13 protein-coding genes are annotated in these 15,477 nt (G+C 44.5%); all 13 read right to left on the bottom strand.

What is annotated here, in order from left to right:
• Positions 1–10: 10 nt before the first annotated feature.
• On the bottom strand, positions 11–475 hold the full coding sequence (locus tag A5886_RS00695; protein ID WP_256926114.1) for a saccharopine dehydrogenase NADP-binding domain-containing protein: 465 nt from the start codon (positions 473–475) through the stop codon (positions 11–13).
• A gap of 123 nt (positions 476–598) precedes the next feature.
• Entirely contained in the window at positions 599–3,049 is a 2,451-nt protein-coding gene (locus A5886_RS00690) for a heavy metal translocating P-type ATPase (RefSeq protein WP_086273194.1), read from the bottom strand.
• A gap of 165 nt (positions 3,050–3,214) precedes the next feature.
• Entirely contained in the window at positions 3,215–4,651 is a 1,437-nt protein-coding gene (locus A5886_RS00685; RefSeq protein WP_086273193.1) for a glycoside hydrolase family 1 protein, read from the bottom strand.
• 132 nt (positions 4,652–4,783) lie between these two features.
• Positions 4,784–6,553: an ABC transporter ATP-binding protein gene (locus A5886_RS00680; protein WP_086273192.1), complete on the bottom strand. Its 1,770-nt coding sequence runs from the start codon at positions 6,551–6,553 to the stop codon at positions 4,784–4,786.
• Positions 6,546–8,261, bottom strand: coding sequence for an ABC transporter ATP-binding protein (locus tag A5886_RS00675; protein WP_086273191.1), 1,716 nt, complete (start codon positions 8,259–8,261; stop codon positions 6,546–6,548). The genes A5886_RS00680 and A5886_RS00675 overlap by 8 nt, the downstream gene beginning before the upstream one ends.
• Positions 8,258–8,698: a MarR family winged helix-turn-helix transcriptional regulator gene (locus tag A5886_RS00670; protein WP_086273190.1), complete on the bottom strand. Its 441-nt coding sequence runs from the start codon at positions 8,696–8,698 to the stop codon at positions 8,258–8,260. The genes A5886_RS00675 and A5886_RS00670 overlap by 4 nt, the downstream gene beginning before the upstream one ends.
• A gap of 159 nt (positions 8,699–8,857) precedes the next feature.
• Positions 8,858–10,666, bottom strand: coding sequence for a putative glycosyltransferase family protein (locus A5886_RS00665; RefSeq protein ID WP_086273189.1), 1,809 nt, complete (start codon positions 10,664–10,666; stop codon positions 8,858–8,860).
• Positions 10,667–10,722: 56 nt separating this feature from the next.
• A complete protein-coding gene (gene fliS, locus A5886_RS00660; RefSeq protein ID WP_086273188.1) occupies positions 10,723–11,091 on the bottom strand; it encodes a flagellar export chaperone FliS in 369 nt (122 codons plus the stop codon).
• A gap of 14 nt (positions 11,092–11,105) precedes the next feature.
• Complete coding sequence (locus A5886_RS00655) at positions 11,106–11,432, bottom strand: hypothetical protein (protein ID WP_086273187.1); 327 nt, start codon at positions 11,430–11,432, stop codon at positions 11,106–11,108.
• Positions 11,433–11,470: 38 nt separating this feature from the next.
• Entirely contained in the window at positions 11,471–12,895 is a 1,425-nt protein-coding gene (gene fliD, locus A5886_RS00650) for a flagellar filament capping protein FliD (protein WP_086273186.1), read from the bottom strand.
• Between the two features lie 4 nt (positions 12,896–12,899).
• Positions 12,900–13,274, bottom strand: coding sequence for a flagellar protein FlaG (locus A5886_RS00645; protein WP_256926111.1), 375 nt, complete (start codon positions 13,272–13,274; stop codon positions 12,900–12,902).
• Positions 13,275–13,382: 108 nt separating this feature from the next.
• Positions 13,383–14,417: a flagellin N-terminal helical domain-containing protein gene (locus A5886_RS00640; RefSeq protein ID WP_086273184.1), complete on the bottom strand. Its 1,035-nt coding sequence runs from the start codon at positions 14,415–14,417 to the stop codon at positions 13,383–13,385.
• A 138-nt stretch (positions 14,418–14,555) separates the two neighbouring features.
• Positions 14,556–15,476 carry a flagellar hook-associated protein FlgL gene (gene flgL / locus A5886_RS00635; RefSeq protein WP_086273183.1) on the bottom strand — a complete coding sequence of 307 codons (921 nt, stop codon included), beginning with the start codon at positions 15,474–15,476 and terminating at the stop codon, positions 14,556–14,558.
• Between the last annotated feature and the right edge of the window lies 1 nt (position 15,477).

Raw genomic sequence — 15,477 nt, 5'->3', positions numbered from 1 at the left:
TGCTTCTTCTTCACCATACAGAATCATATTGTGGGGATCGTTTACACGCCCATCCGAGACTTTGACCACAAACTGCTGACTGCCAAACAAGCCTTTTTGCATCAACCAAACCAACCCCTACCAGACGACGGCTCTTATCAGGTGTAGGTAATTGGCTGACGGCCATTAAAAAATCACTATTGGCACTAATATCTACATAATCGATCCCTGCTTCCTGGCAATTGCGTACAAAGTGGGTTTGATTTTGATCTAGACAAACGATCACCATATCAATGTCTGTCAACTGTGGGAATGTATTTTCTTTTGTGATGTCTACTTGACGAGTGGCCAAGGCAGGGGTAAATGTCTGCGCAAAAGTGGCCATTTTTTCTAGATTCCTGCCCATTAAGACGACTGGATACCCTCGATCTACTAACATGTTGACAATCACTTGGCCTACTTGGCCATGGCCACCTACAACGGCAATCTGCTTCATTTATTTTTTCTCTTTTTGTTGTGATTCATCGTTTACCAAAGCAAAATAGGTAAAAAAAAAAAACAGACCTTCGACCATTGGCTGAAGGTCTGAACATGGTTCATTATTTACTGCGAATAGCAATCAAGCTTTGACGGGCTTGAATCGTTTTAAGCGCAATGCATTGAGCAATACAGAAACAGAGCTAAAGCTCATCGCTGCACCTGCAATCATTGGATTCAATAACGGGCCGCCAAACAGGTGCAGCAGGCCCATCGCTACGGGTATGCCCATGACATTATAGGCAAAGGCCCAAAAGAGATTTTCTTTGATATTCTTGATGGTTGCACGGCTTAATTCGATGGCTGCTGGCACATCCATCAAGTCGCTACGCATCAAGACGATATCTGCTGACTCGATCGCCACATCGGTACCCGAACCAATCGCAATACCCACATCTGCTTGTGCAAGAGCCGGGGCATCATTGATCCCATCGCCAACCATCGCTACTTTCTGACCTGTTTGCTGCAATTGGACGACTTGTTGCGCTTTATCTTCCGGCAAAACATCACTGATGACTTGATCGATACCCACTTGTTTGGCTATGGCTGCAGCCGTTTTGGCATTGTCTCCTGTGATCATCGCGACTGTTAATCCCATCGTATGCAAACGGTCGATTGCTTGCTGACTGCTTGCTTTGATCGTATCTGCCACAGCAATTAGACCAATTGCTGCACCACCTCGTGCAACATACATGGGTGTTTTGCCATTTTCTGCTAACTGCATCGCTTGCACTGATAAGTCGTCCACAGAAATGGCTTTTTGCTGCAACCACTTTTGGTTGCCCAATACTATGTCTTCCCCTGTAATGATTCCTTGGATCCCATGTCCAGGGATTGCTTCAAATTCTGAGACAGGCAATAACTGCAATTGTTGCGTGTTTGCTGCTGCCACAATGGCTTCTCCTAAGGGATGCTCCGATCCTTTTTCAACGGATGCCGCAATCTGTAACAGTTCGGATGCTGTATGACCTGAGACCGGTAATATGTCTGTTACCGCCGGCTTGCCTTCTGTGATCGTTCCTGTTTTGTCAAAGACGATCGTTGTGACGCTTCTCGCCGTTTCCAGCGCATCCCCGCTTTTGATCAGAACACCGTTTTCCGCTCCTTTGCCAGTGCCAACCATGATTGCCGTTGGTGTGGCTAAACCCAGTGCGCAAGGACAAGCAATCACTAATACAGAAATTGTGATCGTTAACGAGAAGATCCATGATTCTTGCCCTAGGAAAAACCAAGCCAAACCAGCGAAAAGCGCTAAACCAATCACGATTGGGACAAAGACGCCGGATACTTTATCCGCCATACGGGCAATGGGGGCCTTTGATCCTTGGGCATTTTCAACAAGCTGAATGATTTGTGCCAATGTTGAATCATTGCCAACAGTGGTGGCTTGATATTGAAAACTGCCATTCTTATTGATACTGGCTCCAATGACTTTGTCTCCTGCTTGTTTCTCAACAGGCAGACTCTCACCTGTGATCATCGATTCATCGATTGCGGATTTGCCAGTGGTGATCACGCCATCTACAGGGATCTTTTCTCCCGGACGGACAACCAGTAAGTCTCCCGCGACAACTTCTGCAATGGGTATTTCCATTTCTTGCGCATTCTGACCAGTTCCCCGCAGGACTCGGGCTGTTTTCGGCGCAAGGTCCATCAGTTTTTTGATTGCTTCTGATGTTTTGCCTTTAGAAATGGCCTCCAAATATTTTCCTAACGTAATCAAAGTCAAGATCACCGCCGCGGATTCATAATAGAGATGCATGGCATAATGCGTGGTACCCAGATAAACCATGATCGTGCCATATAGACTATACAGGAAAGCTGCACTCGTTCCTAAGGCCACCAATGAATCCATATTCGGATGGCCTTTGCTTAACGCTTTGAAGCCAGTCTTATAAAACGGGCTGCCTACTATCATTACAGGCATCACCAATAAAAGCTGCATTGTCACAAATGTTGCTGAATTGGTCATTGGTGCCAAAAATCCGGGTACGGGCAAGCCAACCATTTCCCCCATTGCCAAATAGAACAATGGTACAGTAAAGATCGCTGATAGCCAAAAGCGGCGCCACAGTTGCTGCAGCTGGCTTGTTTGATCATCTTGCGTTGCTTCCTTGGCAGTTTGTGCTTCATACCCAGCATCCTTCACAGCGGCTAGGATCTCTTGTGGATTCATGGTTTGATCGTATTCCACTGTCAGCTTTTCTGTTGCTAAATTAACAGCAGCAGATTGAATACCCGGTACACGTCGAACCGCTTTTTCAACTGTTTGGACACAAGATGCACAGGTCATCCCTTTGATGAGGAATACTGCCTCTTGCTGTGAACCTATCATTTGGTACCCAGCATCTGCGATGGCTTGTGCCAACTGCTCTTCCTGAACTTGTTGTTCATCGTAGCGGATATGTAATTTTTCCGTCGCTACATTCACACTGGCTGTTTCCACACCTTTCAGCTTACGCGCTGTTTTCTCTACCGTTTGGGCACATGAAGCGCAAGTCATCCCTTTGATTGCATAATTGGTGTCAATCAAGATGATCTCCTCCTTTAAACATATTTATTTTCGTTTCGTTTACAAATGTAATCATCTACTCTTACTTTACCTTTATCGTTTACACTTGTCAACGATTATTCACCAAAAAAGCACGCTCACGAAGAACGTGCATTGTATTTGATTAAACATGTACCTTGATCAAGATCAAGCGTTTTGTCCATTTTCTTTGATCAGTGATTGGTACCAATAAAAACTATCTTTTTTGATTCGATCTAATGTACCATCTTGTTTTTCATCTTGATCAACATAGACAAAGCCATATCGTTTTTGATAGCCATTCAACCAGCTCAATAAGTCAGTAAATGACCATGTGCAATAGCCTAATACCTCTGCGCCATCCGTGATGGCTTCTTTGATGGCATGGACATGTCCGGCTAAATAATCGATCCGATATTGATCATGAACTTGTTTATCTGCAGTCAATTGATCGTATTCACCTAACCCATTTTCTGTGATGATGACAGGAATGCGGTATCGACTCGTGATTCGGCGCAATGCCACCCGTAAGCCTTGCGGATCAATCTCCCAATCCCAGTTCGTGCGTTCAACAAAGGGATTCTCCACTTTTTTGAACATACCCGGTGTACCTGTCTCTTCACTGCTGCCTTTTTTACCGGTGGTATTCATTTTACCAGCACCTACGCCGTCTAATGGATTGAAGGCATTTGTAGATGTTTGGTAGTAGTTGATGCCCAGAAAATCAGGTTTTGCAGAACGAAGCAAGTCCAGATCGCCTTCTTCGATGGTTGGTGCGATCCCTTGCTCTTGCAGATAGGTGAAGGCCGCTTTTGGATACTCTCCCCAAAGATAGACATCTAACCAATAATGCGCCATCAAGTCTTCAGCGTTCTCAGCCGCTAAAATATTTTTGGGATCACTGTTGATTGGATAATTCGGAGAATACGCAAAGCTTGGTCCGATTTTACCCGGTATCGCCAGTTCATGAAAGGTATTGATGACCGTCGCATTGGCAAGATTGGCAATGTGATTGACTTGGTACATCCGTTTTGGATCGGTCACTCCTGGCGGATGTACCGCTAGCAGATAGCCTAATGAAGTAAAGATATTTTGCTCATTCAGACTAACCCAATACTTCACTTTGCCGTGAAATGCTTCAAATAAAACCGTTGCATAATTATTGAAATCAGCAATGATTTCCCGTGATTCCCATCCGCCATAAGCTTCTTGCAAAGCTTTCGGCAAATCCCAGTGATACAACGTGACCATTGGTTCGATTCCTGCAGCCAGTAATTCATCGATCAATGCCAAATAAAAATCTAGTCCAGCTTGGTTGACTTTCCCACGGCCCTCAGGGAAGATCCGTGTCCAAGCGACTGAGAAGCGATACGTCTTCAATCCTTGTTCTTTCATCAGTGCGACATCTTCTTTGAAACGATGATAATGATCGACAGCGACATCACCATTGGTCCCTTCGAAGGTTTTTCCGGGAATCCGTACAAAATCATCCCAGACGGAAGCGCCTTTGCCATCTGTTTGCCAAGCACCTTCTACTTGATACGCAGCCGAAGCTGAACCCCATAAAAAGTCTTCGGGGAAATGTTTCAATTGTTTGTGATCCATTGTTTGCCCTACTTTCCGATTGATGATAACCCTTACTTGGTAAGTATACCGATTAATCATTGATTTGTCTTGGTTTATCCAAACAAAGACCACAAATCCCTCGAAAAAGTCTAGACAAATGGATCCTTGCGTCTATTGTTCGAATTGCGCTTGATACAGTCCAGCATATTTTCCGCCTTTGTTAAGTAGCGTGTCATGGGTTCCTTGCTCAACGATATTGCCTTCTTCCACCACCAAAATCAAGTCGGCATGGCGAATCGTTGACAATCGGTGGGCAATCACAAAGGAAGTTTTGCCTTTCATCAACGCTGTCATTGCAGCTTGGATCCGCAACTCTGTTTGGGTATCCACATTAGATGTTGCTTCATCTAAAATCAACAGATCCGCGTCTAACAACATCGCCCGCGCAATCGTCAGCAATTGTTTTTGTCCTTGAGAAATACCGGTACCGTCTTCTGAAATCACAGTTTGATAGTGATGGGGCAATTTTTCAATAAAGTCATGGATATGGGCTGCTTTTGCCGCGGCTTGGACTTGTGCCAGCGTGGCATCGGTTCTGCCGTATGCCAAGTTGTCAAAAATCGTCCCCGTAAATAACCACGTGTCCTGTAAGACCATCGCATAACTGCGGCGCAAGCTCTCACGGGAAGCTTGCCGAATATCATGACCGTCCAAACGGATCTCTCCGCTATCAGGATCATAAAACCGCATCAGCAGGTTCACGATCGTGGTTTTGCCTGCCCCAGTTGGCCCAACGATCGCGACCAAACTGCCTGGTGCTACTTCTACTGTTACATCCCGGATGATCGGCCGATCTGGTTGATAACCGAAAGACACATGGTCAAAGGAAACTTGTCCCGTTACATGATGAAACGAATACGCATCAGGGACGTCTGATACTTCCGGCGCTTCATCTAACAAGCGAAAGATGCGTTCTGCGGCAGCTAATGCCGATTGCAGATCACTAAAAATATTTGCCAACTCATTGATTGGTCCAGAGAACTTGCGGGAATATAACACAAATGACGACACATTCCCTAATGTTAAACGACCATACAAAAAGAGCAAAGCCCCAAAGATACTAATCAACGACAAGGAAATATTATTGATAAAATTGATCGAAGGTCCCGTCATACTGCCATAGTACTCCGCATTGTAATAGGCATCGACAGCTGCTTGATTTTTTTCATCAAAGCGTTCAATGGTTGCTTCTTCTTGGTTGTACAACTTGATGGTTTGCTGACCTGAGATAATCTCTTCCACAAAGCCATTTAACTCGCCTAATTTCCGTGAACGGCGACTGAACAACGGTTGAAATTTCCCCATCAAGAAACGAGTCAACATGATTGAAGCAGGTACTGTGACGACAAATATCAATACAAGCAGTGGTGAAATCAGAAGCATCATCACGAATGAGCCAATGATCGTGACCAAACTGCTTAATACTTGAATGGCATCGCTGGCCAACGAGGTATTGATGGTATCGACATCATAACTGACACGACTGATGATATCCCCTGTCGCAACCCGATCAAAATAACCAACTGGCAATTCAGTGATTTTGTCAAAAATATGTTTGCGCATCGTTGCCACGACCCGCTGGCTCAACCGAATCATCAGTAAAGAAATGATATAACTCAAGATTGAGGATGCGAGATAAAAGACCAGCATCAGCCCACAGTAAAAGAAGACTTTTTCAAACAAGACTTTCCCCGGCCCAAACTGGATTGCATCAATCGCATAGCCCGAAAGTAATGGACCAACCAGCGCAAATAGATTACTCGCCATCATCAAGAACGCGGCAAAAAACAAAAGCCCTTTACTGTCATATAGATATCCCCATAAACGCAGCAATGTTTGTTTGCTATTCTTTGGTTTTTCTGCTGCTTTGCGATTAGCCATTGACGACACCCCCTGTTTGACCTTGATAAATTTCGCGATAAATCTGATTGGTTGCCAACAAGGAAGCATGGGTCCCAAAGCCATTCATCATCCCGTCCTCCAGCACCAGAATCTTATCCGCATGCTGGATCGAACTGATACGCTGCGCAATCAAAATCGTGGTGGTTTGTTGGAACGCTTCTTTTAACACACGTCGTAATCGGGCATCGGTTTGATAATCTAATGCACTGGCTGAATCATCTAAAACCAATATCTCCGGATCGCCAGCCAATGCGCGGGAAAGCAAGACCCGCTGTTTTTGACCGCCGCTGAGATTGCTGCCTTTGGCATGCAGTTGATGAGCAAAGCGTTCCGGCAACGTCGCAATAAATTCTTTGGCTTGCGCCCGCGCTGCGGCTTCTTCCAGTTCTTCCTTCGTAAAACGTCGGCCAAAGGCAATATTTTCAGCAATTGATTCCGCAAATAGAATATCTTTTTGCAAAACGATGCCAAAGAGTTGATGCAATGTTTCAGCGGGAATCGTACGGATGTCACGACCGCTGATGCGAATCTGGCCATTAGAAGGATCATAGAGCCGCAGCAATAATTTCACGATCGTCGACTTACCGCTGCCCGTTGCGCCAATGATTCCTAGCGTTTCACCGGGCAACAAAGAAAAATCGATATCCTTTAGCACTTGATTGCCATTGGGGTAGGTGAATGACACATGATCAAACACGATATGGGCCGCTTCCTCTTTGATTGGCCCATCAATGACCTTCATATGCTCCGGCAAGCGCAAAACTGCTTGGATACGATCCGCTGAAGCCAATCCTTTCGACACGATCACAAAAATCCTCGTGATACTCAGCATTGCATTTAAAATAATTGTAAAATAAGTCAAAAAAGCAATGATCACACCTGATTGGGTCAACCCTTGATTAACGCGAAAGGCGCTGACGACGATCACCAATGTCAAGCCAATGTTCAAAAAAAGGTCCATCAATGGCGGCGTCGCAGCCATGGTCCGATTGGCATGTGTTTCAGCAGCAACGACGTCTTGATTGACTTGCGCAAAGCGTGCCTTCTCCACATCTGCTTTCGACAATGCTTTGATCACTCTGGCACCAGTCACATTTTCCCGCACTGTCCGCACCAGTAAATCGACTTGTTGCTGCAAGGCAGCAAACAACGGAATACCCCGTTTGGAGATCAATACAGCCGCCATCAATGTGAAGGGCAAGATGCCAACTAAGACCAGGGTCAACACTGGGTCAAGGGTAGCTGTGATCATGATGCCGCCAAGCAACAAGATAGGCGCCCGAATACCTAATCGCTGACTCATCCCGATTGTTTGATGAATGTTGTAGGTATCTGTGGTCAGACGAGATACCAAGGAAGGTACACCAATTGATTCGATTTGCGGAATCGATAAGTAACTCACCTTAGCAAACAAATCATGGCGGACCCCTCCAGTGGTATCTCGGGCAACACTAGATGCCATTCGATTGGCGACAATGTTGGTCACCACCGCAACCACAGAGCATAGCAGCATAACTCCGCCCCAGAGGAAAATCTGATCCACTTTTTTTGTAGGGATCACAGTATCTATGATGTAAGCCAAGATCCAAGGTAAAAGCAGATCCATCAATGAGCCGAAAAACTTGATGCTAACCCCCAATGATATCCGGCCAATATACGGTTTGATATAATCCTTGAGCAGATTCATTTTTCCACCTCGGCTTTTTCTAAGAGCTGTTGCGATTTTTCTTTGACAACTGCCAATTGTGCCAGTAATTGTTTTTGTTCTGCATCGGAGAAATCAGCCATGACTTGGGCATTCCAGCTTTGCAGCATCTCTTGAATAGCCGGTATCAAGGCAAGTGTCTTATCCGTGGGATAGACGGACAGTTGGCGACGATCCTCTAGACTCGTCTGTCGGATCACAAAGCCTTTCTCTTCTAAAACAGCCAATTGGCGCGCGACATTGCTTTTGTTAACAAAAATCAGTTTCGCTAATGCTTCTTGACTGATGCCAGGATTGCGGTAAATATTCAATAAATACGTATGATGCATCGCCCCTAAGTCATATTTTCTTAGTTCTTGTTCACGATACAATGTTGCGAGTCGAGCAATATGATTGATTGAACGAATGATGGCTTCCATTGAACAACTTCCTTCCAACTATTTTCTTGCTTTCTAGTATAAAGAAAAATCGTTGCGAGCGCAACGATTGGGTTTTTTCTAACCTATGACAGCCATCATAGGTTAGAAAAAACCTCTGCAGCAAGCCGCAGAGGTTCGATGATCTTAGACAATCCTTCGCTATTTATTTTTCTGGCAGTGCCACCACCAACCAGCATAACCGATCGGTAAAAGCAGCCAAGCGGCCATCGTGAGCCATAACGCACCATCAAAGTACCAAGGGGCATCATAATCAACCACCAAGACGTTTGCGCCAATTCTTTGCTGCAGGGTCACCACACCGATCGTGCTTAATTGAATATCATCGCGTGTTAAAGACGTCTGATTCAGCGTCAACTCCGTATAGCGGTAATTGATGATCGGTACTTGTACCCAATCAGCACTATCTCCTTGCCAGCGCAAGGTGAGTTTGCCATCTTCTACTGATTTGACGACCGTATTGTTGCCTTCTATGATTTGTTTCCCATACGCATCATACTTGTTCTCTGTTGTTTCTTGATAGATAGGGACATAATCTGGTGTTGACCGTTGGTATAGATCCAACGCCAATGATTTATCGGTTGAAAAATAAGCAGCTTTCAGCTCCGCTGCAGAATCAGTGCCTAAATAGGTATGGTTCCGCAAAGTCACTGCCGCTTCATCAGAGCGCCAATCCAGCATTTTGTTTGTGGTCTGGATCAGCACTTGACCGCTGCTAAGAACGACCAACGCAATCACCCAGATTGGTTTTACCAACTGCTGGCCACGGTAATAAGGGGCAAGCAGACACAACCCCGCAATGATCAAAACAGTTGCTGGCACAAAGAATCGGAAGGGAAACTGGATCAGATTGATCAAACCATTGTCTAAACTACCCAACCATGTCCAAGGAATAAAGTTCGTGGCCAACACAAAGAAAATCGCCGCTACCCAAGTCAGCAACTTCATGTCACCAGCCAGTTTTGGCCAAACCTTCAATTCTCCGCAGAAAAACAAGCCGCAGACAAGCGGCAACAAGATTGGCGTTGACCACCAGTAGCTGCTCGTGCCAGTAATGGTATTGTTTTGCATATTGTGATTGATAAATGGCGCCAATAATTGATTATGCAAGTAGAGATCTGCCATCCCCAGCCAAATGTTGGCGGTCAAAAGCAAGAAGAGCCCGATCGCCCCTGACAATTTCCATAGCAATTGTTTTTTTGCTTGCGCTCCTTCTCCGCCAAAGAATGCCCGGAGAAAGAAAGGCACATACATCAAGACCAGCATGATACTTGAGAAAACATGGATCTGAAATAAGACGGCCACGGATACCCCGACAGCGAAGGGCCGCAACTTCTTTTCTTGTCCCAATGCAATCAAGGGAATCAAACATAATGGCAAGACAGCTGCACCCCAGGCCGAAAACCCTTGCCGTTCGATCCAATATTGGACCGAATACGTCGACATATAAAAAACACCCATCGCTGTTGCCAGCCACCCATTGACGTTCAGTTTCCGCAATAAACCGAACATCGACAACCCAGACAATAGATACAACAAGCCATTAGACAGGAGTTGATACTGATACCAAGAATGGCTCAACAAGACCAGCAATCCTTGGAAATAGGCAAAGAATGGTCCATATAAGGCATTGACGATCCTACCCGATTGCTGAAACCCATAAATCGACAAAAAATATTGAAAATTGCCTTCTTTGATCTGCTGACTCGTCTCATAAAAGCGATTAAAGTGGAACACGACATCAGAACCTAGAATCATGCCTCTGCCAATGATTTGCGGCAACAAAAAAACGATGCTCATTGCTATCAAAATGCCCACTTGACACATCAGTGGACGCTGGTTTACATTTCTCACAAAAAAACCTCCCTGCACCTTTTCAGTACGCTCATAGAAAGAGTACCAGATAGTCGCAAGAAGGTAAAAAATGATACTTAGTGAAAAGGGATACATGGGGAAAATTTAATATTTTGTAGATTATTTATCATTTTGATGACTGCCCCCAGCTTTTATTGGGTAATGGTTTGCCAACTTTCCAGTAATTCAGCCAGTAATCCAGCCACATGTTCCGTCGGCTTAGGATCTTTCTGAATATTGGCTTGCACCAATTCATCATACATGAAGCGATATAATTGATCCAATTCGGCCGCAATCGCGCCGCCCTGTTCGGTATCCAATGAATAACGCAGTTCTAATATAATATTCTGGGCTTTGGTCAATTGCTGATGGGCTTGGGCAGGTTGTCGATCATTGATCGCCATCTGGGCCAATTTAACATGTTTGACTGCCGCCTGCAGCAGCATTTCAATCAACTTATTGGGCGAGGCGCTCATCACTTGGTTTTGTAAATAATTGTTTTGCATTTGCTGATAATTCATCTTGTCATCCTCACTTATAAATCAAATTCCACGAAAGCTGCGCCCTCTTCTTGTTGTAAATAGGTTTTGACTAAATTGTTCGGCCGGTTCAAACGGGCCAGTTCTTGTTTGATCACTTGCTGTTGTGCCTTGAGTTGTGTCAAAAAATCTTGATAGGCCATCATCACTTGCCGAGCCAAAGCTACTGTCTCAGGACTATGGACTTGCGTATCTTTCATCGCCGCAATGATTGATTGATTTTGGGCCATCAACATCGAAGCTTCTTCAACTGATCCTTGCCATTGGACAAAACCAGTCAAAATTTGGGTCAAACGCGTATCAATAGAAACAAACGGTTCCATGAAAAACTCCTTTCTAACAGTAGATAGCATGTAGATGATTACGAACTAGAGGTGGTCGAGAATTGACTCGTCAAATAGCTCAACTGACTTTCCGCCTCCATCATGACTGTATCTAATTTGGTAAACATCGTGACGTAACGCTCTTTTTTCATGGCTAAAATATCATCAAAGCGCTCGATTTGTTTGTTCAAGTCTTTGATCGTTGAATCATAGGTCGCCGATTTTGTCGCAATCACACCTTTATTGGTAGATGTATTGACGACATAGCTATTGGCCAATTCTTTCAAAGCCAATGTATAGCCACTTTCAGTTGTCGAAGACGTGCCGTCTGCTGCCGTGGTCTTGGTTGATCCATAGAAGAAAGATTTGACTGCCGCAGGATCTGCAGCAATGGCTTCTTTTAATTTGGTCGTGTTTAAACCAAGAGTCCCTTCATTATCAACATTGGAAATCCCCAATTTATTTGGCGTCAAAGTCGACCCACTGACGGAAGGGATCGTGATCAAGTTTCTTAATTGCGCTTGCAACCTTGTCAATGCACTATCACCGACTAATGCGCCTGTCGTATTGTCTTCACTGCTGGGATCACCGACGGCTAGTTTTTCGCCAATGAAGCTCATTAAACTGTTGTATTGATCGACCAGTCCTTGAACGGCATCCACGATTTTAGCGGTGTCATTTGTTAGCGACAACGTGACATGTTCATCGCTTTTTTTGGCCAATGTCAAGGTGACACCGTCAATGACATCGGTCACACTATTGCTGTCACGAGAAATGGCCAAACCGTCTAACTCGAACAATGCCGGCTGGCCTTGGGTGGTGGTGGCAGTGGCGCCAATCCCTAATCCTTCAACCGCATCCCCGTCCACCAAAAAGGTTTTGTCGCCCATTTTGCTGTTGGTCAAAATCAACCGATTATCAACGATACTCGCTGCAATCGACGTGGTCTTGGTTTGTTCATTGATTTTTGCCGCGACTTCTTTTAAGGTATTTTCGCTGGTGATAGCAATCGTGGCGGAAATGGCTTGTCCCTTGTCATCTACTTCAGCACTGGTTAGCGTCAATTGTCCACTAATATTGAGTGCTGTCGTACTGCTGTCAGCCACTTTACTCCCTGTGACCTTTGTCGCACTTGCCAATTGATTGACCTTCAAATCATACGTGCCTTCTGGCGCATCTGTTGTTCCTGCAATAGAGGTGATACTGCTATTGGAAGTCGTGACTTTCTTGGTTTGATAGGCATCAACTTTTTGCAACGCTTCAACCTTGGTCAGAAAGTTGGTCAAGCGGGTACTGATATCACTCCAGGCTGTTTTTTGGGCAGTGATGGTCGTGATCTTATTTTGTGCGCGGGTTTTATTGACGGAATCAGCTGCCAATAAACTCTCGATATCATCTGATGTGATGCCTGAATAACTGCCTAGTGTGGTACTGATCCCTGAACTACTGGTGACACTTGCCATGTTTTCATCCCTTTCGATCGACAGCAATGCCCATGTCATCCCAGATCTTGCCGATAACATCTAACATATTGGCTGGCGGTATTTCTTTGATGACTTCTTCCGTTCGCATATCAATGAGCCGAACCATGGTGCGGCCGGTCCGTTCATGGACTTCGTAAGCCAATTTCATGTCTTTGCCTAATAATTTATGATTGACAGTTTCTACCGAAGCCTTGATGGCCGCTTGGTCTTTGGCGGAGAAGTAGTGGATTTCAGTTTCCTTCTGCTTTTCTTCACTATAATCGCTAGCGGTCTGCACTTGATTGCCTTTGATCGGTTCAATGGGGGTAACAGGGGTGACTTTGGTTACGCCCTCTACAGAAAGGGGATCGATTGTCATGCGACATACCTCTTTTCTCATTTAAGTGGACAGATAATATAGGTGTTCTATGTAAACAAGAACTGTCCTTCCCCGAGACAGTTCTTGTAGGTAAATCGTGAAAAGATCTTATCCTTGTAACAAGCTCAATACGCTGTTAGGCATAGAGTTTGCTTGTGCCAGCATAGATGTTGCTGCTTGAGAAAGGATATTGCTCTTCGTAAAGCTCATCATTTCTTGTGCCATATCTACGTCGCGGATGCGTGAGTTGGCTTCAGAGATATTTTCTTGAGTTGTACTTAAATTGTTAACAGTATGCTCCAGTCTGTTTTGAGCCGCACCAATCGCAGCTCGTTGATCTGAAACTTTTGAAATTGCATCATCAATTTTTGTGATTGCACTATCTTTAGAGATAGCTTCTTTACCTTCTTTCGTTGATGCTAAAGCATCAATAGCGGATTGATAATCTGCTTTTGCTTTTACAGCTGCCTCTTTTACTTCATCACTAGCATCTGCTTTAGCTGCCGCACTATTAGCATCACTTAAAGTCGTTGCTAAAGCTTGAATATCATCATCTTCGGAAACTAATTTAGAGAATTCAGATCCTTCTTCATATTTATCAGCTTGTAATAAACTCACATTTTTTACGCCCAAAGTTGATGAATCCATATTTCCAATTTTTACACTCATCGTTTGATTGGCATTTGCGCCAATTTGAAATGTAAATGTTTGCGGAGATCCATCTGCATCACCAGTTAGAAGACTCTTTGTGTTAAATTCTGTTGTCGTACTAATACGATCAATTTCATCTGATAATGCTGTATACTCTTCTGTGACTGCATTACGATCATCGTCAGTCAATGTACTATTGGCGCTTTGCACTGCCAAGTCACGCATACGGCCTAAGATGCTGTGGGTTTCGTTTAAGGCACCTTCAGCAGTTTGGATCAATGAAATACCGTCTTGGGCATTGCTTTTGGCTTGTGTCAAACCACCGATTTGGCCTTTCATTTTTTCTGAAATTGCTAATCCAGCTGCATCATCGCCAGCTTTGTTGATTCGTAAGCCTGAAGATAATTTAGATAGAGATGCACTTTTTGATGCATTGGCGCTGGTTAAGCTTGAGTACGTATTTAATGCTGAAACATTCGTATTGATTCTCATGTATAGTTCCTCCTAAATGGTTTTATTCGCTAAGGTTTCCCTCTGATACTGATTATCGGCAGAAGCAGGCGGAGGTTAAGTCTTTTTTCGAAAAAAATAAAAAACTTTCACCAAAAGTGAAAGCCCATTGTTGCGTAGTTAATTCATATAATCCAAAATCGACAGCTGCATGATTTTGGTGCCCATTGCTAGCGTTGCTTGATAGGCGGTCATTTGATTCTGGTACTCCATGTACTTCTCGGCGACATCGACATCTTGCTTATTGGATAAGGTTTCAGTCAAATTCAACTGTTCGGTTTCATTGCGATCAGCTGCTGCTGACAACCGATTATACAAGGTACCGATCTGCGCCCGCACATTGACGATATTGTTGGCATAGGTATCATGGGCAGCCAATAGATCCCCGCTTAATGCATCCTTGTCGTCACTGCGTAACGCAGACAATAAATCATTGAAATAGGTACTGAGATTTTCAGGATCCGTCGCCGTGCCGGTCTCATTCAGCAAACGACTGCCATCTGCCAAAAGATTGACGGATACGCCGCTGGCGATTTCTCGCGGCAAATCTTGGCTGGTCCCATTATATTTGATACCAACAATGGCATCATTTTCCTTGATTACTTCAAAAGGCGCGGTGGTGGTATTGGTACCGCTGAAGAGATAACGGCCATCAAAATTGGTGTTCAATGACTCGACGATGCCACTGATTTCTTGTTCGATCTCAGATTGATTGGCTTTTAATTCATCGCTGCCGGCCGTGGCATTCGCTGAAGATTGGATCAATGAGCGAATCCGCAACATAGAAGTACTGACACTGTCTAATGTTGAATCCTGTGCTTGGGTCCATGAAATACTATCGGCGATCGTGTTGCTGTACGTCTCATTTTTGCTCAATGAGACGGTCAGATCCATGATTTTTGATACCAGCAAAGGATTGTCTGATGACTTGCTGACTTCCTTCATACTAGAAATCTGGTTGAGGGTCGTTTGGACTTTGGAGGCGTTGGTACCGAGATTACGCATAAAATCACTATATGTAATATTGTTTGAAATCCGCATA

Source organism: Candidatus Enterococcus testudinis (assembly GCF_002140915.1).
GTDB classification, from domain to species: Bacteria; Bacillota; Bacilli; order Lactobacillales; family Enterococcaceae; genus Enterococcus_D; species Enterococcus_D testudinis.
This window is presented reverse-complemented; position numbering and strand designations above follow the sequence as displayed.

What these genes read in the sequence shown, in the direction of transcription:
- A5886_RS00655 (WP_086273187.1), bottom strand. Translation starts at nt 11,432, where the DNA reads ATGGAACCGTTTGTTTCTATTGATACGCGTTTGACCCAAATTTTGACT.
- A5886_RS00675 (WP_086273191.1), bottom strand. Translation starts at nt 8,261, where the DNA reads ATGAATCTGCTCAAGGATTATATCAAACCGTATATTGGCCGGATATCA.
- A5886_RS00645 (WP_256926111.1), bottom strand. Translation starts at nt 13,274, where the DNA reads ATGACAATCGATCCCCTTTCTGTAGAGGGCGTAACCAAAGTCACCCCT.
- A5886_RS00670 (WP_086273190.1), bottom strand. Translation starts at nt 8,698, where the DNA reads ATGGAAGCCATCATTCGTTCAATCAATCATATTGCTCGACTCGCAACA.
- A5886_RS00640 (WP_086273184.1), bottom strand. Translation starts at nt 14,417, where the DNA reads ATGAGAATCAATACGAATGTTTCAGCATTAAATACGTACTCAAGCTTA.
- A5886_RS00680 (WP_086273192.1), bottom strand. Translation starts at nt 6,553, where the DNA reads ATGGCTAATCGCAAAGCAGCAGAAAAACCAAAGAATAGCAAACAAACA.
- A5886_RS00695 (WP_256926114.1), bottom strand. Translation starts at nt 475, where the DNA reads ATGAAGCAGATTGCCGTTGTAGGTGGCCATGGCCAAGTAGGCCAAGTG.
- A5886_RS00685 (WP_086273193.1), bottom strand. Translation starts at nt 4,651, where the DNA reads ATGGATCACAAACAATTGAAACATTTCCCCGAAGACTTTTTATGGGGT.
- A5886_RS00665 (WP_086273189.1), bottom strand. Translation starts at nt 10,666, where the DNA reads ATGTATCCCTTTTCACTAAGTATCATTTTTTACCTTCTTGCGACTATC.
- flgL (WP_086273183.1), bottom strand. Translation starts at nt 15,476, where the DNA reads ATGCGGATTTCAAACAATATTACATATAGTGATTTTATGCGTAATCTC.
- fliD (WP_086273186.1), bottom strand. Translation starts at nt 12,895, where the DNA reads ATGGCAAGTGTCACCAGTAGTTCAGGGATCAGTACCACACTAGGCAGT.
- fliS (WP_086273188.1), bottom strand. Translation starts at nt 11,091, where the DNA reads ATGAATTATCAGCAAATGCAAAACAATTATTTACAAAACCAAGTGATG.